Origin of the sequence: Streptomyces sp. A 4/2, from assembly GCF_940670765.1 — a bacterium.
Taxonomy (GTDB): domain Bacteria; phylum Actinomycetota; class Actinomycetes; order Streptomycetales; family Streptomycetaceae; genus Streptomyces.
Genome location: NZ_CALNVW010000039.1, coordinates 12,040 through 38,297, shown reverse-complemented (window position 1 = coordinate 38,297; position 26,258 = coordinate 12,040). Strand labels below are relative to the sequence as shown.

The following is a 26,258-nucleotide window of genomic DNA, read 5'->3' as shown; positions in this document are numbered from 1 at the left end:
CTGCCGTCTGCTGTGCAGATCGGCCTTCGCGTTCAGCCCAGTGCACCGCCCATGGCCGCGAGGAGCAGTCCGAGAGCAACAGCGCTACAGGCCGGCGCGAGTGTGATCGCACCCCGATTGCCGGACCGTCGGGGACGTTGTCCTTGGGCGGGCGCGGCCGGGTTCTCCGTTGCGGTGTCTGTGGTGGTGTCCGTGGTGGTGTCGACCGTTCTGACCAGCAACGCGCGGCAGTGAGCTGCCAGTTCGGTCATGTTGCCGTCGAAGGGTGCGGTGGTCTCGGCGCGGGCCGGGGCGGTGGTGCCGCCTTCGAGTAGTCGGCCGGCACGGATGTGTACGTGGCGCGTTCCGCGGGCTGTCAGGCTGGTCCACTTCCCGACGTGCTCGCCGCGGATGACGGCGCCGCCGTGTTCCCGGTAGACGGTGTGCTGGCGCCACAACAGGTCGGCGGGTTGCCGACTGATCGTAAATGGGACACCGGCTGTGGCCTTGTTGCCAGAGTCGATGTCCCCCTCGAACGCGGTCAGTTACCCGCCCCGGGCCTCAGCCGCAGCGTGAGGATCTGGAACGGGCGGAGCGCCAGGCGTATCTCCCGGCCGTCCGCCTGTACGGCGTCCACGCCCTCGCCCGGGGCGGGTTCGCGTTCCAGCAGGTCGGTCGCGACCGCCGACGCCAGCGGGAAGCCGGTGGTCAGGACGGTTCGGGCGCGTCCGCCGTGGGCCTCGTAGAGGCGTACGACGATGTCGCCGGAACGGTCGTCGGCAAGTTTGACCGTCTCGACGACGACGGCCTCGCTGTCCGTGCTGACGAGCGGCCGGACCTCGGCCGAGCCGGGGAGGCTGCGCTCCGGCTGGTTGAACGCGTAGCCCTCGCGCACGGCGTCGGCGATGTCGGCGCCGATGACGAACCCGTAGCGCAGCCGGTGGTGGCCCTGGTCGGCGTCCGGGTCGGGGTAGCGGGGAGCGCGGAGCAGGGAGAGCCGGAGGGTGGTGGTGGTGCCGCCGTCGGCGCGGACGTCCCGGGTGACCTCGTGCCCGTAGGTCGAGTCGTTGACCACCGCCGCACCCCACCCCCGCTCGCCGAGATGCAGGAAGCGGTGGGCGCAGATCTCGAACTTGGCAGCGTCCCAACTGGTGTTGGTGTGGGTGGGGCGCTGGACGTGTCCGAAGGGGATCTCCGCACTGGAGTGGCCGGCCCGTACGTCGAGCGGGAAAGCGGCCTTGAGGAGCTTCTCCCTCTCGTGCCAGTCGATCTCGGTGTCGATGTCCAGACGCCGGGAGTCCTCGGGCAGGGAGACCAGCTGCTCGATGCGGGAGTCGCCGAAGGTCCGCACGATCCGGACACCGCCGTCCTCCGCCCGGACCGAGTCGGCGTCGAGGAGGTCGTGCACGGTGTTGCGGTAGAAGGCGTCGATGTCCCAGGCGTCGTACTCGTTGGGGAAGTCCTGGTGCAGTTGGAGGAGGTTGGCGGCGGCGCCGGGGGCCAGCGCTTCGCGCTCGGCCGCGATGTCGTACGCCGAGGTCACCAGGCCCCGGGCATCGATCCGGACACGGACCAGGCCGTTGTCCAGTACGAAACCGTCCCCGCAGGGGACCGGTGCGACGGGCCGGACCGGCGGCCGGGGCCGGAGCGTGGCGCCGAGGGCGGGGACACCGTCGCGGGCGAACGGAGCGGAGTTGAAGACCACGGGCAGGCTGCCCTCGCCTGCCAGGGCGCGCTGGGCGGCGTCCGTGAGCGCGCCCAGCTCGGTGGTGACGGCGGCATAGGTCTCCTCCGCCTCCCGGTGCACCCAGGCGATGGAGGAGCCGGGCAGGATGTCGTGGAACTGGTGCAGCAGGACCGTCTTCCACAGCCGGTCCAGGGCCTGGTACGGGTACGCGAATCCGGTGCGCACGGCGGCGGTCGCCGACCACAGCTCCGCCTCCCGCAGCATGTGCTCACTGCGCCGGTTGCCCTGCTTGGTCCTCAACTGGCTGGTCAGCGTGGCGCGGTGGAACTCCAGGTACAGCTCGCCCTGCCACACCGGCGCGTCGGGGTATTCGGCATGGGCCCGCTCGAAGAAGTCCGCGGGGCTCTCGATGACGACCCTGGCCGAGCCCTCCAGGTCGGCGAGCCGCTCCGCCCGCGCCAGCATCTCCCTGGTGGGGCCGCCGCCGCCGTCTCCGTATCCGAACGGGAGCAGCGAGCTGTTGGCCGCCTCCTTGTCCTGGAAGTTGCCGACGGCGTGCGCGAGTTCGGCTCCGGTGATCTCGGCGTTGTAGGTGTCGACCGGCGGGAAGTGGCTGAAGATCCTGGTGCCGTCGATGCCCTCCCACCAGAAGGTGTGGTGCGGGAACTTGTTGGTGGTGTTCCAGGAGATCTTCTGGGTGAGGAACCACCGGACCCCGGCCAGCTTCATCAGCTGCGGCATGGCCGCGTGGTAGCCGAAGGTGTCGGGCAGCCACATCTCCTCGGTCTCTACGCCGAACTCGTCGAGGTAGAAACGCTTTCCGTGGATCAGCTGCCGGGCGAGGGACTCGCCGCCGGTGATGTTGGTGTCGGGCTCCACCCACAGGCTGCCGACGGGGAGGAACTGCCCCTTCTGCGCCTTCTCCAGCACCCGGGAGTAGACCTCGGGGCGTTGCTCCTTGAGCCACGCCAGTTGCTGGGCCTGGGACATGGCGAAGAGGAAGCCCGGGTGGTCGTCCATGAGATGGGTGACGTTGGAGAGCGTCCTGGCGACCTTGCGGACGGTCTCGCGCAGCGGCCACAGCCAGGCGGTGTCGATGTGGGCGTGCCCGACGGCGGACATCCGGTGGGCGCCGGGGGCGGCGGGGGCGGCGAGCGCCGGGCGCAGCACCTCGCGGGCGGCGGTGGCGCTGCCGGCGATGTCCTGCAGGTCGACCACGTCCAGGGCCCGCTCGATGCTGTGCAGGAGCTGCCAGCGGCGCGGGTCGGCCTCGGGCAGTTCGCGCATGAGCCCCCCGAGGACGTCCAGGTCGTGGGCGAGTTCCGACACCTGCGTGTCGAAGACCGCCAACTCCAGCCGGAGCAGCTGGTACAGGGGTGCGTCCGCGGAGCCGGCTCCCGTCAGCCAGGAGGGGCGGTCGCCGGTCCGGGTGGGGATGTGGTCGTCGTTCAGGTTGGGATTGGCGGCTGCCTCGACGTAGTAGGTGAACTCCTCGCCGCCGACAGCCGGGTCGGCGACCGGAATATAGGCGTTGCGGGGGTTGAGGGCCTTCACCACGCTGCCGTCCGCCCGGTGGACCAGGCCCTCGGTGGAGAAGCCCGCACCGGTGACGTTGAAGCCGAGGTCGATGACTGCCTCGACCCGTAGACCGGCCCACTCCCGCGGGACCGTGCCGCTGATCCTGAACCAGCTCGTGGACCAGGGCGGCCCCCACCGGTGCCCGAGCGCCACGGGCTCGTACGGCGCGGCCAGGCCGTCGGACACGGAGACCGGTTCGCCCGGCGCGTTCCAGATCGCGATCTCGACCGGGACGGTACGCGCGTGGACCGCTGGCCTGATGCGCTGGTTCAGCACCCGGTCGAGCCGCTGCTCGGTGAGGCGTCGCTTGCTGTGCACGGATTCCTCCGTCGTCGGTTCGGTGCGACCGGTCGGGCCACCGGCCGGGGCGTACCGGCAGGTGGCCCGACCGGGGGGTATCGGCAGGTGGACCGGCCGGGGTGGCCCGACCGGCCGCACGGACGTCAGTCCTCGACGGGTCCCAGATCCGGGGTGCCCCGCAGCTCCACCGTGCGGGTGGTGGCGCTGTGCAGTTCGAGGACCGTGATCTCGTTCCGGCCGGCGTTCAGGACCGGTGCGGGGACATAGAGGGTGGTCTGCGGTCCTCGGGACCAGTACCGGCCGAGAGCGAAGCCGTTGATCCAGACCTGGCCCTTGGTCCAGCCGTCCAGGGCGATCCAGCCGTCGGCCGGCTGCTCGATGTCCAGGTGCCCGCGGTGGAACGTGGGGCCGACCGGGGGCGAGGCGGGATCGGACGTGGTGAAGGACAGCCCGCCGAGATCATCGAGGGGCAGCGGCCTGCTGGACCAGTCGTCCGGGGCGAGTGAGTTGACGGTGACCTCACCGAGCAGTCCCTTGCGGTCGTGCATGCCCTGGCCGTAGTTGACCCTGCCCTGGTTCTCCACCAGCACGGCCAACCGCGCGCCGCTGCGGGGCGAGTGGAAGGCGAGGCTGTGCTCGTGGCTCTCACGCTCCAGTACGCCGACGGGCTGGCCGTCGACGAAGACCTGGGCGCGGTCGCGCACCTCCGCGATGCGCAGGACGGTCGGCCCGGCCGCCGGGAGCTCCGTCTCGTACAGGACGAATCCGAAGGACTGACCGAGCTGCTCCATGATCTGCGGGCGGTCGGCGTGCACCGCGCTGCCGAGCCGGTCGCGCTGGTCCAGCAGGCCCGCGCACACGGCGAGTTCGGCGGTGGCCGGAGCGAGCTTGGGCGCGGGGGCCGGTACCGGCTCCTCGGGGACGGGCGCGTACCGGGCGATGACCTCGCGGAAGGCGGCGTACTTGGGGGCGGGGTCGCCTGCCTCGTCCAGGCACGCGTCGTAGTCGTACGAGGTGACGGTGGCGCGGTAGGTGCCCTTGTCGTTGGCGCCGTTGGTGAAACCGAAGTTGGTGCCGCCGTGGAACATGTAGATGTTGACCGAGGCGCCGGCCGCGAGCATCCGGTCGAGGTCCGCCGCGGCGTCGGCCGCGCTGCGGGTGACGTGGGTTCCGCCCCAGCGGTCGAACCAGCCGATCCAGAACTCGCTGCACATCAGCGGCCCGGACGGCTGATGCGTGCGCAGGGCGGCGAGCCCGGCGTCCACCCGGCTGCCGAGATTGACGGTGCGCAGGACGCCGTCGAGGCCGCCACGTTCCAGGTCTGAGGGCTGGTCGCAGGTGAACAGCGGCACGTCGACTCCGTGCCGGTGCAGCAGCTCCGCCAGATCCTCCAGATATGCGGAGTCGTTGCTGTAGGCGCCGTACTCGTTCTCCAGCTGTACGGCGATGACCGGGCCGCCCTGCGTGGAGAGGTAGGGAAGGACGGGCGGCAGCAGGGCGCCGAGGTACTCGTCCACCGCCTTCAGGAAGCGGGGGTCGCAGCTGCGCAGTTCGATGTCCTCGTCGGTGAGCAGCCAGGACGGCAGGCCGCCGCCCTCCCACTCGGCGCAGATGTACGGGCCGGGGCGGAGCAGGACGTGCAGGCCCTCGGCGGCGGCCAGTTCGAGGAACCGGCACAGATCGAGACCTCCGTCCAGCCGGAACTCGCCCGGACGGGGCGAGTGGAGATTCCACGGGACGTAGGTCTCGACCGTGTTCAGCCCCATCAGACGCGCCTTGCGAAGCCGGTCGGCCCACTGCTCCGGATGGATCCGGAAGTAGTGCAGCCCGCCGGAAATGATTCGCAGCGGTCGGTCGTCGAGACGGAAGCCGTCTACGGCAACCTCGAGTCGTGGCATTGCCTTGGTCTCCTCGATGATGGGGCTGATGGAACGGGTGCGGTGGGTCAGCTCAGCGGACGGCAGAGCAGCGCGTCGGGCACGCCGCCGTGGTTCCACTGCCAGGTGAAGGCGACACCGGCGACGTACTCCTTGTCGGTGCACTGACCCTTGTAGTAGCCGGGGGCCCAGTCGCTCTGGACCGAGCCGCCCGACGCGGGACGGTTGTCGCTCTTGTCGAACCAGACGTTGCGGCCGGTCAGCGGCAGCGGTGCGGCGGACGGCGCGCAGAGCAGGCCGGCCATGGCGTTGCCGCTGACGCTGTAGCCGACGGCGAAGGTGTTGTCGGGGCACTGGAGCTTGTTGTAGCCCGAGGCCCAGTCGCCGTGCGTGACGTAGCGGTCGTCATGGACGGCCACCCAGTCACCGGTGCCCTTGGCGGGCTGGTTCGCGTCGGTGCACAGCCCGCGCTTGTCGCTGCGGCCGAGGCCGATCAGACGCTGGCTGTCGGGGCAGTTGCCCTTGCGGTAGCCGGGGCTCCAGTCGCCCTGGGCGAGCATGTGGGAGGAGACGTTGTGGTCGCGGAAGTCGAGGTCGAGCATGTTCCAGTGGTCGACCTGTGCGACCGGACCGGAGACGCCGGAGGCGTTGACCAGCTTGTTCCAGTCGGCGGAGCGCCAGTCACCGGGGTCGCTGAGGCTCTGCCGCTTGCCGGTGGCGTCGTAGGAGATCAGGGCCCAGTTGTCCTGCGGTTTGCCGTTGGCGTCGGTCCATCCGACCATCGGCCAGATGGCGAAGTCGGTGTCGTTCTGGACCAGGATGTCGGTGAAGTTGTCGAACCAGGTCTTCTCCTTGGCGTCGTCCGATCCCCGGCCGGCCGCACCGAACTCGCTGATCCAGACGGGGGCGGTGAAGTGCTGGCCGGCCTGGGTGACGAACAGGGCCTCGTCGTTGACCAGTTGCTTCAGCTGGTCGAGCGGGAAGTCCTCGTACGGCCAGTCGTTGGTGTGGCCCGGTCCACTGGCGGCGCCCGTGTAGTTCGGCCCGGTGTAGCCGTAGAAGTGCGCGGCGTAGACCAGCTTCCCCGAGGCGATCAGGGTGTTGGAGAGGTTGCGGACCGGGGTCAGCATCGGCCGGCCGTAGTTCAGCCCGTCCAGCGGGATGCCCTGCCAGTTGATGCCCTCCATGATGATCAGCATGTCGGGGTCGGCTCCCAGGATGCGGGTGCCCGCCAGCTCGAAGGCCGCGTACGCGTCGTGGTCGTCGCCCATGCCCCAGTTGGGGTCGTCCAGGGTGTCGCGGCGGATCTCGTTACGCAGGTCGGCGCCGACGACCCGCTTGTTCGCCTTGTAGCGGTTCACCAGGGAGACCCAGTCGTCCTGCCACTGCTGGGCGGTCTGGCCGCTGTTCCAGCGCTCGTTGCCGTCCAGGCCGCAACAGAAGCGGTAGGTGGTGGTGTGGTTGTTGAGGATGACCGCGAACCCCTCGGCGGTCAGGGCCGCCACCACCGCGTCGTACACCTGCAGCGGGGTCTTGCCCTTGAGCTGCGGGTTGGCCGCGACGGCCGAGTCGGGCACGATCGTGGAGTCGTGCAGCATCGCGTTGGCGAACGGCAGCCGGATGCTGTTCAGTCCGAGTTCGTGGAAGTCGTCCGTGATCTGCTTCAGCGGCGCGCGGTCCAGGCCCAGCGGGATGTTGTGGGAATCCTGGTCCGCCTGGTGGTTCGCGGGGTCGTTGACGTCGCCGCTGCCCTCGTAAGTGCCCTGGGCGCCGGACCAGTTGCCGGCCTTCAGCTTGAAGCGGTTGCCGTTGGCATCGACGATGTACCGCCCGCGGGTGCTCAGCGGCCCCGTCCAGGAGGCTGCCAGCTGCGGTCCGGTCAGGGGAGTTGCGGTGCTGGTGCTGGGGGAAGGCGCTGCGACGGAAGCGGAGGTTCCGGTGAGAACGAGGGTGGCCGCGGCTGCCGTGGCGGGCAGGACGCGGGAGAAGAATTTCCTGACGGCGGGAGCCGACCTAGCGGATCTCATGCTTGTCCCCTCCAAGGGTGGGGTGGGTGTGGGGGTTGGATCTCCAGGTGGTGCGGCCCGGACCGAACGGTCCGGAGTCAGGTGGCTCCGGACCGGTGGTCCGGAGCCAGGCGCGGCTCGGTGGCTCTCTCAGCCCTTGAGCCCGCTGGTGGCGATGCCTTCGACGATGTAGCGCTGGGCGACCAGGAACATGGCCACCAGTGGCGCGATGGTCACGACGGCCCCGGCGAACAGTCCGGGCAGGTTGACGGTCTGTGAGGTGAGGAACGTCGACAGGGCGATCTGGGCCGTCCACGAGGACGGGTCCTGCCCGATGACCAGCGGCCACAGGAAGGCGTTCCAGCTGTCGATGAAGGCGAGCGCGCCGAGCGAGGCGAGCATCGCTCCGGACGACGGCAGGGCGATCCGGCGGTAGAGACCGAGCCAGCCGAGCCCGTCCAGGCGTCCGGCCTCCTCGATCTCGCTGGGGAACTGGAGGTAGAAGTTACGGAACAGCAGAACGGCGAAGGGGTTGAACAGTCCGGGCGCGATGATCCCCCACAGGGTGTTGACCCCGCCCATGGAGCCCACGACGACGAAGGTGGGGACGAACGTCACCGAGCCCGGGATCATCAGCGTCGCCACCACCAGGGCGAGCAGAACGCCCCGTCCGGGTACCGGGATCCGCGCGAGGGCGTACCCGGCGGCCGACGCGAGGAGCGTCGACACCGGGGCGGTGATCCCGGCGATCAGCAACGAGTTGCCGAGGGCCTGGCCCATGTGCAGCGCGGGGTCGCTGAAGAGCGAGCTGAAGTTCTCCCAGTGCATCGACGACGGCCACCAGGTCCAGTGCGGTGACGTCAGACCCTGCGTGTCCATCAGGGCATTGCGCAGCATCAGATAGAAGGGCGCCAGGAACACTGCCGTAAGCAGGCCGGCCAGCACGCCACGCACGGACCGGCGCAGTACCGGCGGCAGGTGTCGGGCGGTTGTCATGTTGCTCACTCCTCACCCTTCCCGAAGCCGGTGATCCGGCCCTGGATCAGGGTCACGCAGACGATGAGGGCGGTGAGCACGAAGGCTCCGGCCGACCCGAGGCCGTAGTTCTGGGAACCCATCGCGGTGTCGTAGAGATAGCCCAGCGGGGTTCGGACCGGGGCCGCCGCCCCTCCGGACTGCCCGCTGTTGAACAGGTTGTAGAACTCGTCGAACGCCTGGAAAGCGGCGATGAACTGCAGCATCAGGACGGCTACCGAGGTGTTGCGCAGCATCGGCAGGGTGATCCTGCGCAGCAGTCGCAGGCCGGTGGCGCCGTCGAGGGCGGCGGCCTCGTACATCTCCTTCGGGATGCCCTGGAGCCCGGCCAGGAAGAGCACCATGTAGAAGCCGACCTGGAGCCAGAGGCGGAGGGTGACGAGGGCGACCCAGTACAGCGGCGGCGAGGTGGTCTGCAGCCATGGTTCGACGTCCATGCCGAACCAGCCGCCGATGGTGTTGGCGATGCCGCTCGGCAACCCGTTGAACAGCGACATCTTCCACAGCAGGGAAGCTGCGACGTAGGAGACGGCAGCCGGGATCAGGAAGGCGGTGCGCAGGACGGCCCGGCCGCGCCGGATGCGGTGCACCAGCAGCGCCAGCCCCAGCGAGGCGGCGAACGTCAGCGGCACGATGAACACCGTGAACAGCAGGATCTGGCCGAGTGACTTACGGAACACCGCATCGGAGAACAGCGTCTGGTAGTTGTCCAGGCCGACCCAGTGCCCCAGGGCGATGGTGCCGCGGGCCTCACTGAGACTGAGCAGGAAACTCCAGCCGATGGCAACGTACTTGAAGAGGCCCAGGCCGATCAGCAGGGGCCCGGCGAGCAGTGCGAACGCTCCCCAGGCACGCCAGTCCGTGCGGGAACGGCGGAGGGGGGCGGTGCCCCGCGGCTCGGCCGCGGGGCACCCGACACGCTCGGGGTCAAGCGTGGATGGAGGTGCGGACGTCATGATGCGCGCTGCTTGTCGATGTCACTCTGGGCCCGCTTGGCCGCGTCGGCCAGGAGCTTGGCGGCGTCGCCCTGCCCGCTGACGATCTTCGCCGCGGCTGCGGCGAAGAGGTCGCTCACGGTCTTGTTCCAGGTGCTGGGGTTGTTCCTGCCGTACTTGGCGCCCAGTTCGACGGTCTCCTTGGCAGGTCCCTGGCTGAGCTTGCTGGCGGTGGCGGCGACGGACTTGCGTGGCGGGACGTGGAGGCCGTAGCTCTGCGACCAGTCCTCCTGGAGGTCGGTCTGCTGGACCCAGAGCCACTGGACGAACTTCTTGGCTGCTTCCACGTGCTTGCCCTTGGCGTTGACGCAGGTGCTCCAGCCACCGACGCGCACAGCAGGCTTGCCGCCGGACTTGAAGGCGGGCCAGGGCAGGACGCCGAAGTCGTCACCGAGTGCGGTCTTGATGGCGGGCATCGACCAGAGGCCGCCCCACTGCATCGGGACGACGTTCTGGGTGAGGGCCGAGGGGTCCCACCAGTCGGTGGTGAATCCGAGCAGCAGGGACTTGTCGTCGTGGAGGCGCTTGAGCCCGGCCACGGCCTCGGCGGCCTGGGCGGAGCCGAAGGCCGCCTTGCCGTCGTGGGTGACGAGGTCGCCGCCGTTGGAGAACACGGACAGGATGGCGCTGTCGCCCAGACCGTCCTGGCCGACGAACAGCCCCTTGGTCTTCTTGGAGCTCAGGGCCTTGGCCGCTTCGACGAGCTCGTCGAAGCTCTGGGGCGGGGTGATGCCGGCCTTGGACAGCGTGCTCTTGCGGAAGTAGAGCATCATGATGTCGTCGAGGGTCTTGACGCCGTAGAGCTTGCCCGCGACGGTCACCATCTCGAGGGCGCCCGGGTTGAAGTCGGACTTGGCGCTGCCGTAGAGGTCGTCCAGCTCGGCTATCTGGCCGCTCCGGGCGAAGCTCTCGCTGAAGTCGCCGATTTCGAAGACGTCCGGGGCGGCATCGGTGAGCAGGGTCGCGTTGAGCTTGCTGGTGTAGTCGCCCGGGGTCCAGGTGACCTTGACCGCGATGTCCGGGTGGGCCTTGGTGAACGCGGTGGCGTAACGGGTGAGGGCCTGCTGGGTACCGGCCTCGCCGTAGGCGTGGGACCAGACGTTCAGGGTGGTCTTCGCCCCGGAGGAGCCACCACCGGTCGGGTCGGAACTGCAGGCGACCGCTGCTCCTGCGACGAACAGGACGGATCCGCCGAGGAATCCCCTGCGGCTAAGCTTGGCTCTCTGTGCGCTCACTTCGGGTCCTTCAGATTCAGAGGGTTGGGCGTACGTGTTGTTGTCCGGCGTGGCCGGTGTCCGGAGTTCACCGTTGGCAGACGGTGGAGGACATTCGGCTGTGCCGGACACTTGGGCCGACGAGCAGGATGGTGTGCCCGGTCAGGGGAAGAGGGCCTGGATGCCGACGACGGCGGCTCCGCGGGCCCACTCCTCCCAGGGGAGCGGACGCAGGGTCAGCGGGCATTTCGCCGCTGCTTTGAAGCAGTTCGCCGCGTAGGCGTCCTTGATGTGCGGTCCGAAGAGGTCGAAGGTGTCGAGCCCCTCGCCGGTGACGACGACGCGCTCGGGACCTACGAGGTTCACCAGTGTGGCGATGCCGACGCCGATGGCGTGGCCCGCCCTTGCGAAGGCGGCCTGTGCGGTGGGGTCTCCACCACGGGCGAGCTGAACCGCGCCGTCGAAGTCCAGATCCGGTTGGCCGGTGGTGCGGCGTACGGCAGTGAGGACGGCGTCGCTGGATGCGATGGCCTCGACGCAACCGACCTGGCCGCAGTGGCACCGCGGTCCGGCCGGGTCGATGCTGATGTGCCCCATCTCCCCGGCGACTCCGTACGCCCCGGCGACCAGCTCACCGTTGATGACGATGCCGGAACCGACCCCGGCTCCGATGCAGACCAGCGCGAAGTACTCGGTGCCGATGCCTTCGCCGAACCAGTGCTCGGCGGAGGTGATGGCCTTGACGTCGTTCTCCACGGTGACGGTCAGGCCGGTCGCCGCGGCGAGGGTATCGGCCAGCGGTACATCGCGCCAGCTGGGGAGCACGGAGTAGCGAACACGCCCGCGGGGGCGGTCCACGTCGCCGGAGACCGCGATGCCCAGGTGCCGGGTGCGGGCCCGGTACTCGGGTTTCGTGTCGAGGAGTTCGGAGACGAGCTCGGCCAGTAGCTCACACACGGAGACCGGGTCGCGGTCGCCCAGAGGCCGGCTGGCGGTGGTCCGCATCTGGGCCCGCAGGTCACAGACCGCGCCGATGAGGGTATCGGCACTGATCTTCACACCGACGATGAACTCCCGGTCGGGAGTGACGGCCAGCGGGTTCACGGGGCGTCCGGCCCCTGGAGCGGTGCGCTCCGGGGGGAGCTCGTGCAGGTAGCCGTCGTCGATGAGTGGTCGTGCGGCTTTGGTCACAGCGGTCGAGGACAGCCCCGTCCGGCGGGCCAGCTCCACCCGGCTGAGCGGGCTCTCGGCCAACAGCAGGGCGAGGATGGCGGTTTCGGCCGGTGCGGTGACCAGTGGCCGAGAGTGGTTTGGAAACACGGCCGAAACCTACGATAAATAAATAACTTCGTCCAGTATTGATTTTCTTGTTCGGGCGGTTCTACGCTCTGGCCCAACTCCGGCCACTTCAAACCTTGTTCGCCGTGGACGGTTGCCCGGTCCTGGCCGACGCTCGACACCCCTCTGGAACTTCTGTGCCTCCCATGCCCTCATCCGTATCCTTCGACGCCGCCCGCGAGCTGGCGGTCCTCCGGACCCCGAACAGCGTCTACGCTGTGCGTATCGGCGCGGACGGCAGCCCCCGGCATCTGTACTGGGGGGAACAGCTCGACGCCGACGCCCTTGGTGAGCTGCTCGTGGCCAACTCGCCTGCTGCGAGCAGCTTCGAGTCGGACGCGGCCCCGGACGAACTGGCCCCGCAGACCGGTGCGCGGTTCGGGCCGGCCGGCCTCCAGGTACGGTTCGACGACGGCACCCGCGGGGCTCAGTGGTCCTTCACCGGCCACACGGCCCAGGACGGCGAACTCCGTCTGCAACTGGCCGATCGCCGGTATCCGCTGGCCGCCGAACTGTGCTATCGCGTCCGTCCCGGAAGCGACGTCGTCGAGCGCTGGGTGGAACTCACCCACACCGGCGCCGACGGTTCGGGGCCGATCACCGTGGACCGGCTGGACTCGGCTTCCTGGTCGCTGCCGGCCCTGCCCGACTACCGGCTCAGTCACCTGGTGGGCGGCTGGAACAGCGAGTTCCAGCTGAACCGCGACCGCCTCCCGGTCGCCGAGACCGTGCTCACCAGCCGCCGCGGTGTCACCAGCCACCATGCCAGTCCCTGGCTCGCTCTCGACGACGGCACCGCCGGCGAGGAACACGGCGAGGTCTGGAGCACCGCTCTGGCCTGGAGCGGGAGTTGGCGCATCACCGTGCACCGCGACCCGGTCGGCCGGACCACCTGGACCGGCGGCTTCGGCCACGAAGGGCTCAGCTGGACCATCCAGCCCGGTCAGAGCCTGCACACACCCGTCTTCGCCGGCCTCTACACCCGCGACGGCTTCGGCGCCGCCAGTCGCGCCTGGCACACCCACATCCGCGACACCGTGCTGCCCGATCCCGACCGCGACCGGCCTGTCCTCTACAACTCGTGGGAAGCCACCGGCTTCGACGTGGACGGGCCCCGCGAGCTGGGCCTGGCCCGGCTGGCCGCACGTCTGGGGGCCGAACTCTTCGTCGTCGACGACGGATGGTTCGGCAGCCGCAGCAGCGACCACGCGGGCCTCGGCGACTGGACACCCCGGCCCGAGGCGTTCCCCGACGGTCTGGGCCCGCTGTCCGACGAAGTGCACCGCCTGGGCATGGAGTTCGGGCTGTGGGTGGAGCCGGAGATGGTCAACCCCGACAGCGACCTCTACCGCGCCCATCCCGACTGGGTCGTCCACGCGCCGACGCGGGACGCCACCGAACTGCGCAACCAGCTCATGCTGAACTTCGCCCGCCCGGAGGTCGAGGCCTGGGCCCACCGCACCCTGGACCAGCTGGTGCGCGACCACGGCATCGACTGGTTCAAGTGGGATGCCAACAGGGTCGTCACCGAAGCCGGATGGGCCGGTGCCCCGGACCCCGACCGGCTGTGGATCGATCACACCCGCGCCGTCTACCGGATCATGGACCGTCTCCGCGCGGACCACCCCGGCCTCCGCATCGAGGCGTGCGCGGGCGGCGGCGGACGGGCCGACCTCGGCGTCCTTGCCCGCACCGACCAGGCCTGGACCTCCGACAACACCGATCCCGTCGACCGGATCGGCATCCAGCACGGCTTCAGCCAGCTCTTCCCCGCCCAGGCCATGGCCGCCTGGGTGACCGACAACCCCAACATCACCACCGGCCGCAGCACCCCTCTCCAGTTCCGCTTCCACTCCGCCATGGCCGGAGCGCTCGGCATCGGCGGGGACCTCACCACCTGGTCCGAGGAGGAGCTCGACGAGGCCACCGCGCTCGTCACCCGGTACAAGGAGATCCGCCCCCTGGTCCAGCGCGGCCACCAGCACCGCCTCGAAGGCCTCGGCGGAGTGACCGCCGTGCACTACGCGTCCCAGGACGACACCGAACACGCCATCCTCGCCTGGCGCCCCGCGACCCGCTACGGCCACCCGGCCCCCACGCTCGCACTTCCGGCCCTGGACCCCGCGGCCCACTACCTCGACATCGACGAGGACACCGTCCACAGCGGCGCCGTCCTGTCCGGGCAGGGCATCGACCTGCGGCTGCCCGCCGGGGACTACTCCAGCCGCCTGATCCGGCTGCGCCGCACCGTCTGACGCTCCGCCCCCTCTTCCGCACCCGAACCACGAAAGAACCGAGAACATGCCCACACCCCGTGTCCTGGTCGTCGGCATCGACGGCGTCCGCCTCGACCTGCTGCCCCTGCTGGACACCCCGCACCTCGACGAACTCGCGGACGACGGCTTCCTCGCGCCCGTCGGCATCGACGACGACACTCCGACCATGTCGGGTCCCTGCTGGACCACGATCGTCACCGGTGTCGGCGTGGCCAAGCACGGGGTCTGGGGCAACAACTTCACCGGCAACCGGCTCGGGGTGTTCCCCGACTTCACCACCCGGCTGGCCGCCGAGCAGGGGCGGCGGACCTTCGCGGCCGGCGGCTGGGAACCCCTGTTCCTGGCCCGGCAGGGCGGCCCGGTCTTCGCGGCCCCGAGCAGGCTCGCCTACATCGCCCCGCGCGAGGACACCCCGCAGGCCTGGGAGGAGTGCGACCAGAGCGTGACCGACGAAGCCGCACGGATCCTCAGCTCAGGCGAAGACCTGGACGCGTCCTTCGTCTACCTCGGCGCCGTCGACGAGACCGCCCACTACCTCGGCTGCGGCCCCGAGTACCGGCGCTCGATCGAGACCGCGGACCGACGGCTCGGACAGCTCCTCACCGCCGTACGCGAACGGCCCGACGCCCGTTCCGAGGAGTGGACCGTCATCGTGGTGACCGACCACGGTCACCGCGAGGAAGGCGGCCACGGCGGACGAAGCGCACTGGAGCGCACGGCCTGGATCGCCGCGAACGGCCCCGGCATCGACCCCTCGACCCCACCGGACAGCCTCCGGCACGCCGATGTCGCCGCCCACGTCTACGCCGCCCTGGGCATCGGGCCCGACCTGCACTGGACTCTCGACGGGGAGCCCTTCCGGTCCCTCACTCCGCAGATGGCCTGACGCCGACCCGACCCGCGATTTCCGCGCCCGTGGGATCGAATGCAGGATGGGCCGGATCTCAGCTGACCCGCAGACACGTGGGGCGTCGCCCCCGGCCGGGGCAGGCCGGGGGCGACGCCCCACGCTCCGGGGTGGCGCTCGAATCCGGCGCGAGGCGCCGGTAGTTGCCGCCACGCACCAGTCACGTGCGTGATTCGTACCGGTCCGGCGAATGGCTCAGCCGTGGATCGCTCGGGCGCCGGGCCGGTCGGCGTGGTCGGCGTTGTCGCGGTGGGCTCAGCCGGCGTCCGCGGAGGGAGCCGGCACCGGCGGGCTGCCGGACCTCACCTGTCGTACACCTCCAACTCGTCGAGCGCCCAGCCCCATCCCTCGGTGGGGCGTGTCCCGGTCTTGGCGTTCGTCCAGTCGGTGACGTCCAGGAGCACGTAGCGAGCGTTCACCGGGGCGAACGAGTACGCATGCGTCTGACCACATGTGGTCACCCCCTTGTCGGCGCAACCGGTCGTGCCCCCGGAGTCCGCCTCGGCGGCCACCGTCGTCCAGTTCTCGCCGTCCGTCGAGACCTTGAGGCTGTACGTCTTCGGGTAGTTCTCCCAGTCGGGATCGACCACCATCCGCCCGACGGACGTGGCCGCACCCAGATCGACCTTCAGGCTCCACGGGGCGCTGTCCTTGGACTGCGCCATGGTCGAGGGGTCGTTGTCGACCGCGTCCTCCACCGGCTTGCCCCAGCCAAAGGCCGACGTGCCGTTGATCATGGTGACCGGCTTGCCGAAGGCCAGGTCGGGGTCGGCGGCAGGCGGAGTCGAGGTGGCGGCCCAGGCCTGCGGCGCGGAGTTCATGGTGAACTTCAGGTTTCCGCCGTGGACCAGGTCGGCGTGGTTCAGGAAGGGCTTGGTGATCTTCCGGCCGTTGAGGGACAGCGACTGGACGTACGGCTTCGTGGCCGCTCCCGGCGCGCTGATCACCAGGGGACGGGACGTGGCGGGCAGGTGCAGCACCGCCTTGTCGAAGAACGGGCTTCCGACTGTGTACTGGCCTGAGGCGGGGTTGGCCGGGTAGATGCCGAGCGAGGAGAGCACGTACCAGGCGGACATCTGCCCGCAGTCCTCGTTGCCGCTGAGCCCGTCGGCGCTGTTCGCGTAGTTGTCATGGGCGATGCGGCGCACCTGCTCCTGCGTCTTCCACGGCTGGCCGGCGAAGTCGTACAGGTAGGCGGCGTGGTGGCTGGGCTCGTTGGTGTGGTTGTTGTGGCCGCCGGCGAAGTAGCTGTCCAGCCAGGACGCGAACTTCTCCTTGCCGCCCTTGAGGTCGATCAGCCCGGGGATGTCGTGCATGACGTCGGTCGTGTACACCCACTGGTCGCCCTCGGACCAGCCCCCGTTCGCCCAGGATCCGTCGAGGTTGCGGGCCTGCATGAAGCCCGTCGCGGGGTTGAACAGTTTCTTGTAGTTGTTGCTGCGTTCCAGGAAGAACTTCGCGTCGTCGGTCTTGCCGAGTTTCTTGGCGATCTGCGCGACCGCCCAGTCCTCGTACGCGTAGTCCAGCGTGCGGGACCCGGCCTCCGACGTGTGGTCCGCTGCGACCCAGCCGTTCTGTTTGTACGTGGTCAGGCCCGCCCTTGCCTCCACGGGTGTGCCCTGCTCGCGGTCGTGGAAGTCCAGTTCGGTGTCCCGGTCCGGCGGTGTCATCGCGTCCTTGCGCACCGCCTCGTAGGCCAGCTCGCGGTCGAATCCGGAGAAGCCCTTGGCCATGTCCTCGGCGATCATCGAGTCGGCGTTCGTGCCGACCATGATGTTGGTCTCCGTCATGTTCTTCCACATGGGGAGCCAGCCGCCCTGCTGGTAGTCCTGCAGCATCGAGGTGACCATGCCGTTGATCCGTTCCGGGGCGAAGAGCGTCAGGAACGCGTTCTCGGCCCGGTAGGTGTCCCACGTCGAGTACCCCGTGTAGCTGACGCCGGAGTGCACCTTGTCGTCGTAGGCGCTGTAGTAGCGGCCGTGCTCGGACATCTCCGACGGGTACTGCAGGGCGTGGTACATCGCGGTGTAGAAGACGGCCGACTGGTCGGGCGTCGAGCCCTGCAGATCGACCCGGTCGAGCTTGTCGCTCCACTGGGCGCGGGTCTTGCCGACGGTCTGCTCGAAGGTCTGGTCGTCGGGCACTTCGGCGGTGAGGTTGGCCCGCGCCTGGTCGACCGAGATGAACGAGGTCGCGATCCGGACCTGGACCGTCCGGGTACCGGTCGGGAAGCGCACGTACGCGGACAGGTCGGCGTCGGTGCGATCGGCCTGGCCCTCGTACTGCGTCGCGCCGGTGGCCGTACCGTGGCCGGTGAACGGGGTGTCGAACCGGGCGACGAAGTACCCCTTGAAGTTCGACGCCTTGAACGGACCGAGGTTCTTGTCCTGCCGGTCGGGGTTGTAGCCGGTGATCTCGCGCGCGCCGGGATCGACGTGCACCTGGCCGGTGATGCCCGAACGGGTGGCCTGCAGAACGAAATTGGGGGCGGCGCCGTGCGGGTAGGTCATCCGCAGGAACCCGACCCGCGACGTCCCCGTCATCTCCGTCCGGAGCGTCTGCCCCGCTCCGGCCTGCATGTTCACCGTGTAGAGCGCGGGTGAGGTGGTCTCGTCGGCATGGCTGAACGCCAGCCCGCGCTCGGCCGTGGCCGTCTTCACGGCACCGACCCCCGGCATGCCCACCACATAGCCGGAGTCGCCCATCCAGATCGCCGGCTGGTGCGTCCCGATGAAGCCCGTGATCTTTGTGTCGTCGTGGTGGTACGGGGTACGGCCGACGGAATTGTCGCGGGTCATGGGTGACCATCTGGTCATACCGAACGGCGGAGCCGTGCTGGGGATCATGCCCCCGTACTCCGTACTGCTGCCGCCGGTCGTCCCGATGAGCGGGTCGACCAGGCCGACGTTCGACACCGTGTGGGCCGCCCGGCCGGTGGCGGACGAGACCGTGCGGGCCGCCCGGCTGGTGGCGGCGAACGGAGGGGTGAACAGGGCCACGAGCGCGATCACGAGCACGACGGCCCAGGCCAGGGGCGCCGACCGGGGGAGCCGGTGGCGCGACGAGGCCCCGGAAAGACCGGGTCTGACAAGGTGCATGGCACATCTCCCTCTATGACGTTGCCGCCGGAAACCGGACGGAGTCTCTCGGTGCGGGGGGCCGTTGCCGGACGGCTCAGGTGAGCGACAGGCCTTCGGGACGGCTGGTGATCGTGTGGTTCCTGCCGTTGAGGACGACTCCGGAGAGCGTCGCGGTGATTCCCCGGGGCATCGTCGCGCTCCGCAGCTCGGCGGTGGCGTCCTCGGGGGCGTAGCCGAACAGGTCACTGATGACGGTCTGTGAGAAATTCCCGCTGGCCATGGAGTTGAACGTCTGCCATTGGTCGACCGGGGCGATGGCGGCGCGGTAGTCGGTCGTTGCGTCGGAGAGGGTCAGGGCGGAGCCGAATCCGGTGCGGCTGCCGCTCCAAGCCGCCCCTTCGATGTCGAACGCCCGGGAGGTGACCGACTCGGTGGTCTTCGTGCCGTTGCCTTCGGCGAACGGCAGGCGCAGTACCAGGGAGCTGTCGTCGGCGCCGGTGGCGGGGGTGGCGGCCCGGTACTGGGCGTCGATCTCGGCGGCCGACAGCGCCCGCGCGTAGATACGGGCCTCGTCGACGCTGCCACTGAAGCGGCGGGAGGAGTCGGCGGGGCAATTCCCCACAACCACCGGGGTGTTGGTGGAGGACGTGATGCCTCCGGTGGCCGACCGGGTGGCGTGGGCCGTTCCGTCGATGTAGATCCGGACCTGTTCGCCGTCGTAGACACCCGCGACGTGGTGCCACCCCGACGGGGGGACCGTGGTGGTGGTCAGCGTCTCGACGAAATGGCCGTCGAGGGCGAGGACGAACGAGATCGTGCCGTCGGCGCCGCCGCGGAGCGCGTAGCCCGCGTCCCGGCCGCCGTCCCAGGAGTCCTTGGCGATGATGCTGCCCTCCCAGGGGTTCTCCGGCCAGCTGGAGGGGTTGATCCATGCGGAGACCGTCACCGCTCCGGCGGGGTTCAGGGCGGGCCGGTCGGTGACCCGCACCCCCGCGTACTGGAGTAGCTCGTGGGACTGGCTGAAGGGACCGTTCCTGGTCACGCCCGCGCACCGTTCGAGCATCGACAGGAACGCCGGGTAATCGCCGAACCGGGCGAAGGTCTGGGCGGTGAGGGACGGCCAGGCGTCGTAGGCGCCGCTGGTGCCGTGGTCGGTACGGGCGACCGGCGCCTGGGAGTCGGAGAGGGACAGGGCGCGCATCCAGTCCCCGGCCAGCAGTTCGTCGGTGACGAAGCGCTTCATGTCGGTCTTCTGCTCCTCGGGCAGCGACGCGGCGAGCAGGTTTCCGGCGATGCAGAAGTCGAGGACGAAGCGTACGGCGACGGTGGTGCCGTCCTCGTGCCTGCAGTTCCAGACGCCCGTGCCGTCGACGTACAGCTTGAGGACCTCGCTGCGCAGGGCCTCGGCCCTGGCGGTGAGGTCCTCGGCGGTCGCCGCGTCGTCGGCACGGGCGAACAGGCCGGCGGCCTGCTGCATCATCCACACATTGCCCGCGTTGAACGACGCCACCTGGTGGACGTATTTCGGCAGGACCTCCATGAGGTTGTGGTTCTCGCCGTAGTCCGCCAGCGACTGTCCCTCCGGGACCAGGCGTTCCCAGTTGGTGGCGATGGACTTCAGATGCGCGAGGACGGTCCGGCCGGCGACCGTGGCCTTGAGGAAGGACGTATCGCCGCTGTAGTTCACGTAGTTGAGGACCGTCGTGAAGACACTGAGGTCGTTCGCGCTGTACCAGGGGCCGACGGTGTTGCCCGTGATCCATTCGACGGCGTACCCGACCAGGAGGTCCTTGGTGAGCCAGTGGCTGACCTTGTCCCTGAGCATCCGCGGATCGAGCAGTGCCAGGACGGCGGAGACGTACGAGGTGTCCCAGTAGTAGGTGGTCGTCACCGCGAACTCGGGCGCCGCCGTCACGTAGATGCGGTCGAGCCCCTGGAAGGTGCCGGGTCCGCCGGGCCTGCCGAGCACGGTGGAGAACTCGGGGCCGAGGTTGGTGCGCTCGCACGCCAGCACCGACAGGATGCTCATGTAGTACAGGCGGGCGACGGCGGAGTCCCCGGTCTTGGTCCGCAGGACGGGCAGCGAACCCGAGTAGTGATCGTTCCCGGGTGTGAAGGCGTCGTACCAGCGCTTCTTCCAGCTCTCGGCGGCCGTGTCGAAGGCCGCTCGGAAGGCACGCAGCGTGGTGGTGCAGGCGTCCACCACGCCGTTGGCCTCGTCGGCGTCCTTCAACGGGAGCCCTGTCGAGGTCTGGCCCACCGCCATGACGATGCTGATCGTCACCGACTTCCCGGCGGCGACCGACCACTGGGCACGTCCGCCGCCCGATGCCGTGGTGAGTGCGGGTTCCGGGGTGAACGCGAATGCGGTTACGGCCGAAGAGGCGCTGTCGGAGATCAGCAGGGTCGAACCGGAGATCTTGCGTGCGGTGAAGGTGTGGTCGCCGCCGGGCCGTGGCGTGTCCCACTCCCAATGGGCCGGAAAGGCCCCGTTGGCGATGCGCGGATCGGTGTCGACCGACACCGTGACCGGCGCCGCGGTGGGGTTGGAGACGGTGATGTGCAGCAGCAACTCGTTGCGCTCGAAGGCGAGTCGGGTCGCGGTCCGGACGGTCACCCCCGAGTCGGTGGTCGCCCTGCGCGTGATCTCGTAGGCGGACCAGCGCGACTCACCGGCCGTGACCGGGACACCGTCCACGCTCAGTGCGCAGGATTCGCCACCGTCGTCCAGATAGGGCGGAAGAGTGAAGTAACTGATTCCCAGCACATTGGGGGAGGTGCCCACGGCTCCCCAGAAGTTGCTGACCGCAGGGCAGTGCCGTACTTCCCGTGCCGACAGCCAGTCGCCGGCCAGCGAGTCGAGCTCCGGCGGCCGACCGGGCGCCGCCGAACTCCCGTCGGGCAGCGGGGGATTCCCGGTCTTCGGAGCAGGCGTGTGCGCGTGTGCCGTGCCCGCCGTGACGGCGGCGATCCCGGCAGCCGCCGAGGCGGCGAGGACGGTACGTCGGGTGGTACTCATGCCTGTGCGACTCCTTTGACGGAGGATGACGAATGACGGGGGATGACGAACCGGTCTTGCGTCTGTTCCACGTCCGCATGTCGAGGACCACCGCCGTCACCGGGCGGTACCCCCCGCGTGTTGGGAATTGTGACAACGTTGTCGAACGTGTCGCATTCTGGTGCCACTTGGTGAAGGCGTCAATAGGTTGCCGCCGAGGTTCAACTCGGCCGCCGTCTCGTGGTGTTCAGCCGTCGTAGGTCCTTTTCGCACCCGCCCTTGTTCAGCCGCGACGGCCTTCCCCGGCCCTCACTTCGCCCCGTCGACCGTGGACAGCGAGCGCGTGAGTTCCTCGACGAAGCTGTGTACGTCGCCGAGCTCCCAGACCTGGCCCCCGGTCCGGTCCAGCAGCAGGCGCCCGTGCACCGAGGACCAGACCGACATGGCAGCCGCTTCCGGCGTCTGCGTCAGCCGCATCCCCGTCTCGGCGAGCCGCGCCACCGCGCTGCGCCAGCGTGCCGCGACCCGTGCGGTCTCCTGTTCGTGCAGCGCCCGGTCGGTGAACATCACGCGGAAGCTCGACGGTTTGCGCTGGGCGAAGTCGCAGTACGCATGGGCGAGCTCCGCGAGGCGTCGGCCGGCCGGTTGGCCGACCGAGGCCACTTCGGCCCGGTCCATCTCGTCCAGCAGCTGCTCGAAGAGGCACTTCAGCGCGGCCTCCGAGAGGGCCTCCTTGTCGGCGAAGTGCCGGTAGATGGCCGGGGCGGTGATGCCCGCTTCCCGTGCCACCTCCCGGAGCGACAGGGGCATCGGCCGCATGCGCTCGTCGTCGGCGATCAGCCGGAGCATGGCCTCCAGGATCTCGGTACGGAGCCGGTCGCCCTCGCCGCGGGCGTTGCGGGGTCTGCGTTCGGCCGGTGCCGGAGCGTGCGGTGCGGGTGGGTCTGGGCTTTCGGGCATGCCTCAAGCCTTGCACAGGGGGCACGGTCGGCCGGGGTGCGCGCCAACTCCTAGGAACGGAGCCTGTCTTGTCTGGCCAACTCAGCTAAACGCATGTAAATATACGAGCGTTAACTTAATGTCGTGCGGCGGCCGACCGCCGCACGCCGCCCGGACAGGAGCCCCCCATGCGCATCACGATCGACGAAGAGAAGTGCTGCGGAGCAGGTCAGTGCGTGCTGGTCGCCCCCGAAGTCTTCGACCAGCGTGACGAGGACGGCGTCGTGATCCTGCTCGACGCCGAACCGCCGGCCGAGCAGCACGCGGCCACCCGCGAGGCAGCGGCCGTCTGCCCGGCAGCCGCCATCGAGGTCCACGCCTGACGCAGCCGCCCGGATGCGTCGTCGGCGGACCGCACGCTTCGGGGCCCCCGCCGGTCCCTCGCGACCTCCCGCGGAGCGGGAGTGCGACGCGCGAGCACCGCCTCGGCAGGCACAGCAACCCGCCCCCACAGGGAGACTTCATGAGCATGGAAAGTCCATCGCCCGAGGCGCCCGCCTTCCCCTTGCAGCGCGGCTGCCCGTTCGCCCCGCCCGAGACCGCCAGTGCGTTCCGCGAGAGCGGCACACCGCGCCGGGTGACCATCTGGGACGGCAGCGAGCCGTGGCTGATCACCAGGCACGACCAGATCCAGCAAGTGCTGGGCGCTCGTGGGGCGTTCGGTGCGGACGTCACCGACCCCGGCTTCCCCAACACCTCCAGCGCTCAGCCCACCGTCGAGGGCGAGATCTTCTTCCGCAAGGACGGCGACGAACACCTGCCGATCCGCCGCATCCTCAACGCCGACTTCACCGTGAAGCGCGCCGAGGCACTGCGCCCGCGCATCGCCGAGCTGACCGAGCAGCTCCTCGACGAGCTGGAGGCGAAGGGCGAACCGGTCGACCTCATCGAGGATTTCGCCCTCGCGGTGCCGACCGTCGTCATCTGCGAGGTCCTCGGCGTTCCCTACGGTGAGCGGCATGCCGTACACGAGTCCTCGAAGAAGCTCGTGCAGTTGAGCCTGCCCATGGAGGAGAAGCTCGCGGCCCACCAGTCGCTGCACGAGAACCTCGCCCGGAACATGGAGCACAAGCGGACCTCCCCGGACAGCGGACTGCTCTCGCGTCTCGTCAACACCCACGTCGACGAAAGGGGCGACCTCACCTTCGAGCAGGCCGTCCGGCTCGGCACCCTGGTGATCGGCGCCGGTCACGAGACCACCGCGAACATGATCGGCCTGGGCATCCTCGCCTTCCTCCGCGAGCCCGGACAACGCGCCGTCCTGATGTCGGACCCGGCGAAGTACGCGAGCGGCGCGACCGAGGAGATGATGCGCTACTGGAGCATGGTCCAGACCGAGCCCCGCCGCGTGTGTCTGGAGGACACCGAGGTCGGCGGTGTCCTGATCAGGGCCGGTGAGGGCATCATCTGCAACCTGCCGGCCGCCAACCGGGACCCCGAGGTCTTCGCCGAGCCGGAGAAGCTCGACATCACCCGTACCGACCGGCGGCACATGGGGTTCGGATTCGGTGTCCACCAGTGCCTGGGCCAGAACCTCTCCCGGGTGGAGATGCAAGAGGCGTGGCCGCGCCTCTTCCGGCGCCTGCCCGGCCTCCGGCTCGCCGTCGACGTGAGCGAACTGCACTTCCACGACGACGCACTCACGTACGGCCTCGAACGCCTGCCGGTGACGTGGTGACCCGCGAGGGCACAGGGACGGCCGGCCCCGGCGACGGGAACACCCCCGACCCGCCGGCAGACCTCGCCGAGCGCGGCCGGGCGGTGATGGCCGAGGTCATGTGCGCCGAAGTGCCCGACTCCGTGGGCGAGCCGGGCTCGCTCGGGGACCTGGCCGCCAGACACATCTTCGGCGATCTCTGGGACCGGCCGGGCCTGTCCCGGCGCGAGCGCCGCATCGTCACCCTGACCCTGCTGGCCGCGCTCGGTCAGGGCGGTCCGCACGCATCGCTGCACATCAAGGCGGCACTCGCCAGCGGTGACCTCACCGAGGCCGAACTGCACGAGATGAGCGTGCAGATGGCGTACTACGCGGGCTGGCCCCTGGCCACTTCCTTCGGCTGGGCCGTCGACGAGGCCACCGGGCGGTCCGGCACCTCCGACGCGGTGCGAGACCTGGCAACCGGCCCGGCCGGGCGCGCTACGGCCGGCCCTGACGGACAGACCGAGGACGGCCGTTGATGACCCCACGCCTGTACGACAGGACCGCCGTGGTGGTCGGTGGCGGCCAGACCCCCGGCCTTACCACCGGGAACGGCCGCGCGGTCGCCCTGGCCTTCGCCCGCGAAGGGGCCCGCGTCCTGGTCGTCGACCGGGATCTCGAATCGGCCGAGGAGACGGCCGCGTTGGTGCGTAAGGCCGGTGGCAGTGCTGTTGCGCACCGGGCGGACATCACCGTCGAGGAGGACTGCGCCGCCATCCTCACCGCAGCCCTCGACAGCCTCGGGCACGTCGACATCCTGCACAACAACGTCGGCGTCGTGCCGTTCGGCCGGACCGAGATCCTGCCGGTCGAGGAGTGGCGCCGCGGCTTCGAGGTCAACCTCACCGGCATGTGGCTCACCTGCAAACACGTCCTGCCTCACATGCGGGAGCGGGGGAGCGGGGCCGTCGTCAACATCTCCTCCATGGCCGGGCTGCTCGCCGGTGGGGACGCCATTGCCTACAGCACGTCCAAGGCCGCGGTGCACTCCATGACCCGCAGCCTGGCCCTCGAATACGCACCGCACGGCGTGCGCGTCAATGCCGTCGCCCCCGGCATGATGGACACCCCCATGGGAGTCGACGCCGTCGCCCGTGCCAGCGGCGTGGACCGGGCGGACGTGGCGGCCGGACGGGCGGCCATGGTCCCCATGGGCCACCAGGGAACCAGCGAGGACGTCGCCAACGCGGCTCTGTTCCTCGCGTCGGACGAGTCCGCGTTCATCACCCGGCGCCGTGCTGCCGGTGGACGGCGGGTTCATCCTCAGGGCGGGAACCCACTAGGACCTGTCCGGCCGGTCTTGTCGGACCGGCCCGGGGCACCCCGGGACCGGCAGGACCGGCCCAGCGCGCCGATCAGGACCTTCCGCGTAGTCCTGTAGTCCTCATTCGAGTGACAGAACTGTGCTTCGTGAGTTGGGAGTTGGTGGAGGGCTGTAGAACAGCCCTCCACGGCGGCTGAGTGCGGATGGTCCCGGGAGGGCCCGTGAAATGGTTCAGGAAGCTCGCGGTAGTCATGTCGGCCGCCGCGCTGGCGGCGGTCGGTCCGAGTATCGCGCCGGCGCAGGCGATCGTCGGAGGTGCCGACGTCCGGCGTGGCGAGTTCCCGCACATGGCGGGCCTGGTGGACAGGGGTTCCGGTCAGGTCTTCTGCGGGGGCTCGCTGATCAGCGACCAGTACGTGCTGACATCCGCGAGCTGCCTGCGGGGCAGGACACCGGCCACCACCGCTGTCCTCCTCGGTGATGTCGATACCGCGACCGGTACCGACACCCCGTACGCGCGTCTCTATCCGTCCGGGCGATGGACCGTCAACCCCGCCTTCGATGCCGCCACCGACCGTAACGACATCGCCCTCATCCGACTCGGCAGCAAGGCGGAGCTGAATCAGGGGGTGAGCCCCGTGCTGCTCGATACGAGTGGTCCCTCCGACCATGTGGGGCAGACCGCGGAGGCTGTGGGCTGGGGCACTCGCATCTTCGGCGGACCGCAGCCGACCAAGGTGCAGAAGGCCGCTCTGCGCGTCATCTCCGTGCAGCAGTGCAGGAATACGTACGGCGACAAGCTGGACGCCTCAAGCCAGATGTGCACCTTCGCCGCCAGAGCGGGCACCTGTCAGTACGACACCGGTGGCCCCCTGGTGATCCACCTCAACGGCAGGCTGCACCTCGTCGGGCTCATTTCCTACGGGCAGGGCTGCGCCGGCGGTTATCCCGACGTGTACACCCGCGTTGCCGCATACAGGCATTGGATCGAGCAGATCGTCGGCTCGCTCCCCGCCGGCTGAGGGC

18 protein-coding genes are annotated in these 26,258 nt (G+C 69.6%); 7 read left to right on the top strand and 11 right to left on the bottom strand.

Features of this window, described 5'->3' with window-relative positions; translation table 11 throughout:
• Positions 1–32: 32 nt before the first annotated feature.
• From NBY69_RS28375 to NBY69_RS28340, 8 genes are all read right to left on the bottom strand, one after another.
• Entirely contained in the window at positions 33–437 is a 405-nt protein-coding gene (locus NBY69_RS28375) for a hypothetical protein (protein ID WP_250304730.1), read from the bottom strand.
• A gap of 83 nt (positions 438–520) precedes the next feature.
• On the bottom strand, positions 521–3,562 hold the full coding sequence (locus NBY69_RS28370) for a glycoside hydrolase family 38 C-terminal domain-containing protein (protein WP_250304729.1): 3,042 nt from the start codon (positions 3,560–3,562) through the stop codon (positions 521–523).
• A 125-nt stretch (positions 3,563–3,687) separates the two neighbouring features.
• Positions 3,688–5,442, bottom strand: a complete 1,755-nt coding sequence (locus tag NBY69_RS28365; protein ID WP_250304728.1) for a glycoside hydrolase family 35 protein — start codon at positions 5,440–5,442, stop codon at positions 3,688–3,690.
• Positions 5,443–5,489: 47 nt separating this feature from the next.
• Positions 5,490–7,448, bottom strand: coding sequence for a glycoside hydrolase family 5 protein (locus NBY69_RS28360; RefSeq protein ID WP_250304727.1), 1,959 nt, complete (start codon positions 7,446–7,448; stop codon positions 5,490–5,492).
• Between the two features lie 129 nt (positions 7,449–7,577).
• A complete protein-coding gene (locus NBY69_RS28355) occupies positions 7,578–8,423 on the bottom strand; it encodes a carbohydrate ABC transporter permease (protein ID WP_250304726.1) in 846 nt (281 codons plus the stop codon).
• Positions 8,424–8,428: 5 nt separating this feature from the next.
• Positions 8,429–9,418 (bottom strand): carbohydrate ABC transporter permease, encoded by a 990-nt coding sequence (locus NBY69_RS28350; protein WP_250304725.1) that lies wholly within the window; start codon positions 9,416–9,418, stop codon positions 8,429–8,431.
• On the bottom strand, positions 9,415–10,692 hold the full coding sequence (locus tag NBY69_RS28345; RefSeq protein ID WP_250304724.1) for an ABC transporter substrate-binding protein: 1,278 nt from the start codon (positions 10,690–10,692) through the stop codon (positions 9,415–9,417). The genes NBY69_RS28350 and NBY69_RS28345 overlap by 4 nt, the downstream gene beginning before the upstream one ends.
• Before the next feature lie 141 nt (positions 10,693–10,833).
• The gene (locus NBY69_RS28340) at positions 10,834–11,991 is read right to left on the bottom strand and encodes an ROK family transcriptional regulator (RefSeq protein ID WP_250304723.1); all 1,158 of its coding nucleotides are present in this window, start codon (positions 11,989–11,991) and stop codon (positions 10,834–10,836) included.
• Between the two features lie 164 nt (positions 11,992–12,155).
• On the opposite strand from NBY69_RS28340, the gene NBY69_RS28335 reads away from it, so the two are divergent.
• Positions 12,156–14,264, top strand: coding sequence for an alpha-galactosidase (locus NBY69_RS28335; protein WP_250304722.1), 2,109 nt, complete (start codon positions 12,156–12,158; stop codon positions 14,262–14,264).
• 46 nt (positions 14,265–14,310) lie between these two features.
• Positions 14,311–15,171 (top strand): alkaline phosphatase family protein, encoded by an 861-nt coding sequence (locus NBY69_RS28330; RefSeq protein WP_250304721.1) that lies wholly within the window; start codon positions 14,311–14,313, stop codon positions 15,169–15,171.
• A gap of 323 nt (positions 15,172–15,494) precedes the next feature.
• Here NBY69_RS28330 and NBY69_RS28325 read toward each other — a convergent pair whose 3' ends face one another.
• The 3 genes from NBY69_RS28325 to NBY69_RS28315 all read right to left on the bottom strand — a co-directional run bounded on the left by NBY69_RS28325 (position 15,495) and on the right by NBY69_RS28315 (position 22,230).
• A complete protein-coding gene (locus tag NBY69_RS28325) occupies positions 15,495–18,290 on the bottom strand; it encodes a GH92 family glycosyl hydrolase (RefSeq protein ID WP_250304720.1) in 2,796 nt (931 codons plus the stop codon).
• Positions 18,291–18,366: 76 nt separating this feature from the next.
• A complete protein-coding gene (locus NBY69_RS28320; RefSeq protein WP_250304719.1) occupies positions 18,367–21,291 on the bottom strand; it encodes a LamG domain-containing protein in 2,925 nt (974 codons plus the stop codon).
• Between the two features lie 288 nt (positions 21,292–21,579).
• Positions 21,580–22,230 (bottom strand): TetR/AcrR family transcriptional regulator, encoded by a 651-nt coding sequence (locus NBY69_RS28315; protein ID WP_250304718.1) that lies wholly within the window; start codon positions 22,228–22,230, stop codon positions 21,580–21,582.
• Positions 22,231–22,397: 167 nt separating this feature from the next.
• Between NBY69_RS28315 and NBY69_RS28310 the strand changes: the two genes are divergently transcribed.
• The 5 genes from NBY69_RS28310 (at position 22,398) to NBY69_RS28290 (ending at position 26,254) form a co-directional block, all read left to right on the top strand.
• The gene (locus NBY69_RS28310) at positions 22,398–22,592 is read left to right on the top strand and encodes a ferredoxin (RefSeq protein WP_250304717.1); all 195 of its coding nucleotides are present in this window, start codon (positions 22,398–22,400) and stop codon (positions 22,590–22,592) included.
• Between the two features lie 146 nt (positions 22,593–22,738).
• A complete protein-coding gene (locus tag NBY69_RS28305) occupies positions 22,739–23,947 on the top strand; it encodes a cytochrome P450 (RefSeq protein WP_250304716.1) in 1,209 nt (402 codons plus the stop codon).
• Positions 23,944–24,447, top strand: a complete 504-nt coding sequence (locus NBY69_RS28300; protein ID WP_250304715.1) for a carboxymuconolactone decarboxylase family protein — start codon at positions 23,944–23,946, stop codon at positions 24,445–24,447. The genes NBY69_RS28305 and NBY69_RS28300 overlap by 4 nt, the downstream gene beginning before the upstream one ends.
• Positions 24,447–25,349, top strand: coding sequence for an SDR family NAD(P)-dependent oxidoreductase (locus NBY69_RS28295; RefSeq protein ID WP_250304714.1), 903 nt, complete (start codon positions 24,447–24,449; stop codon positions 25,347–25,349). The genes NBY69_RS28300 and NBY69_RS28295 overlap by 1 nt, the downstream gene beginning before the upstream one ends.
• A gap of 104 nt (positions 25,350–25,453) precedes the next feature.
• Entirely contained in the window at positions 25,454–26,254 is an 801-nt protein-coding gene (locus NBY69_RS28290) for a serine protease (protein WP_250304713.1), read from the top strand.
• Positions 26,255–26,258: the final 4 nt, after the last annotated feature.

What these genes read in the sequence shown, in the direction of transcription:
- NBY69_RS28365 (WP_250304728.1), bottom strand. Translation starts at nt 5,442, where the DNA reads ATGCCACGACTCGAGGTTGCCGTAGACGGCTTCCGTCTCGACGACCGA.
- NBY69_RS28360 (WP_250304727.1), bottom strand. Translation starts at nt 7,448, where the DNA reads ATGAGATCCGCTAGGTCGGCTCCCGCCGTCAGGAAATTCTTCTCCCGC.
- NBY69_RS28355 (WP_250304726.1), bottom strand. Translation starts at nt 8,423, where the DNA reads ATGACAACCGCCCGACACCTGCCGCCGGTACTGCGCCGGTCCGTGCGT.
- NBY69_RS28350 (WP_250304725.1), bottom strand. Translation starts at nt 9,418, where the DNA reads ATGACGTCCGCACCTCCATCCACGCTTGACCCCGAGCGTGTCGGGTGC.
- NBY69_RS28335 (WP_250304722.1), top strand. Translation starts at nt 12,156, where the DNA reads ATGCCCTCATCCGTATCCTTCGACGCCGCCCGCGAGCTGGCGGTCCTC.
- NBY69_RS28330 (WP_250304721.1), top strand. Translation starts at nt 14,311, where the DNA reads ATGCCCACACCCCGTGTCCTGGTCGTCGGCATCGACGGCGTCCGCCTC.
- NBY69_RS28325 (WP_250304720.1), bottom strand. Translation starts at nt 18,290, where the DNA reads ATGCACCTTGTCAGACCCGGTCTTTCCGGGGCCTCGTCGCGCCACCGG.
- NBY69_RS28320 (WP_250304719.1), bottom strand. Translation starts at nt 21,291, where the DNA reads ATGAGTACCACCCGACGTACCGTCCTCGCCGCCTCGGCGGCTGCCGGG.
- NBY69_RS28315 (WP_250304718.1), bottom strand. Translation starts at nt 22,230, where the DNA reads ATGCCCGAAAGCCCAGACCCACCCGCACCGCACGCTCCGGCACCGGCC.
- NBY69_RS28310 (WP_250304717.1), top strand. Translation starts at nt 22,398, where the DNA reads ATGCGCATCACGATCGACGAAGAGAAGTGCTGCGGAGCAGGTCAGTGC.
- NBY69_RS28305 (WP_250304716.1), top strand. Translation starts at nt 22,739, where the DNA reads ATGGAAAGTCCATCGCCCGAGGCGCCCGCCTTCCCCTTGCAGCGCGGC.
- NBY69_RS28295 (WP_250304714.1), top strand. Translation starts at nt 24,447, where the DNA reads ATGACCCCACGCCTGTACGACAGGACCGCCGTGGTGGTCGGTGGCGGC.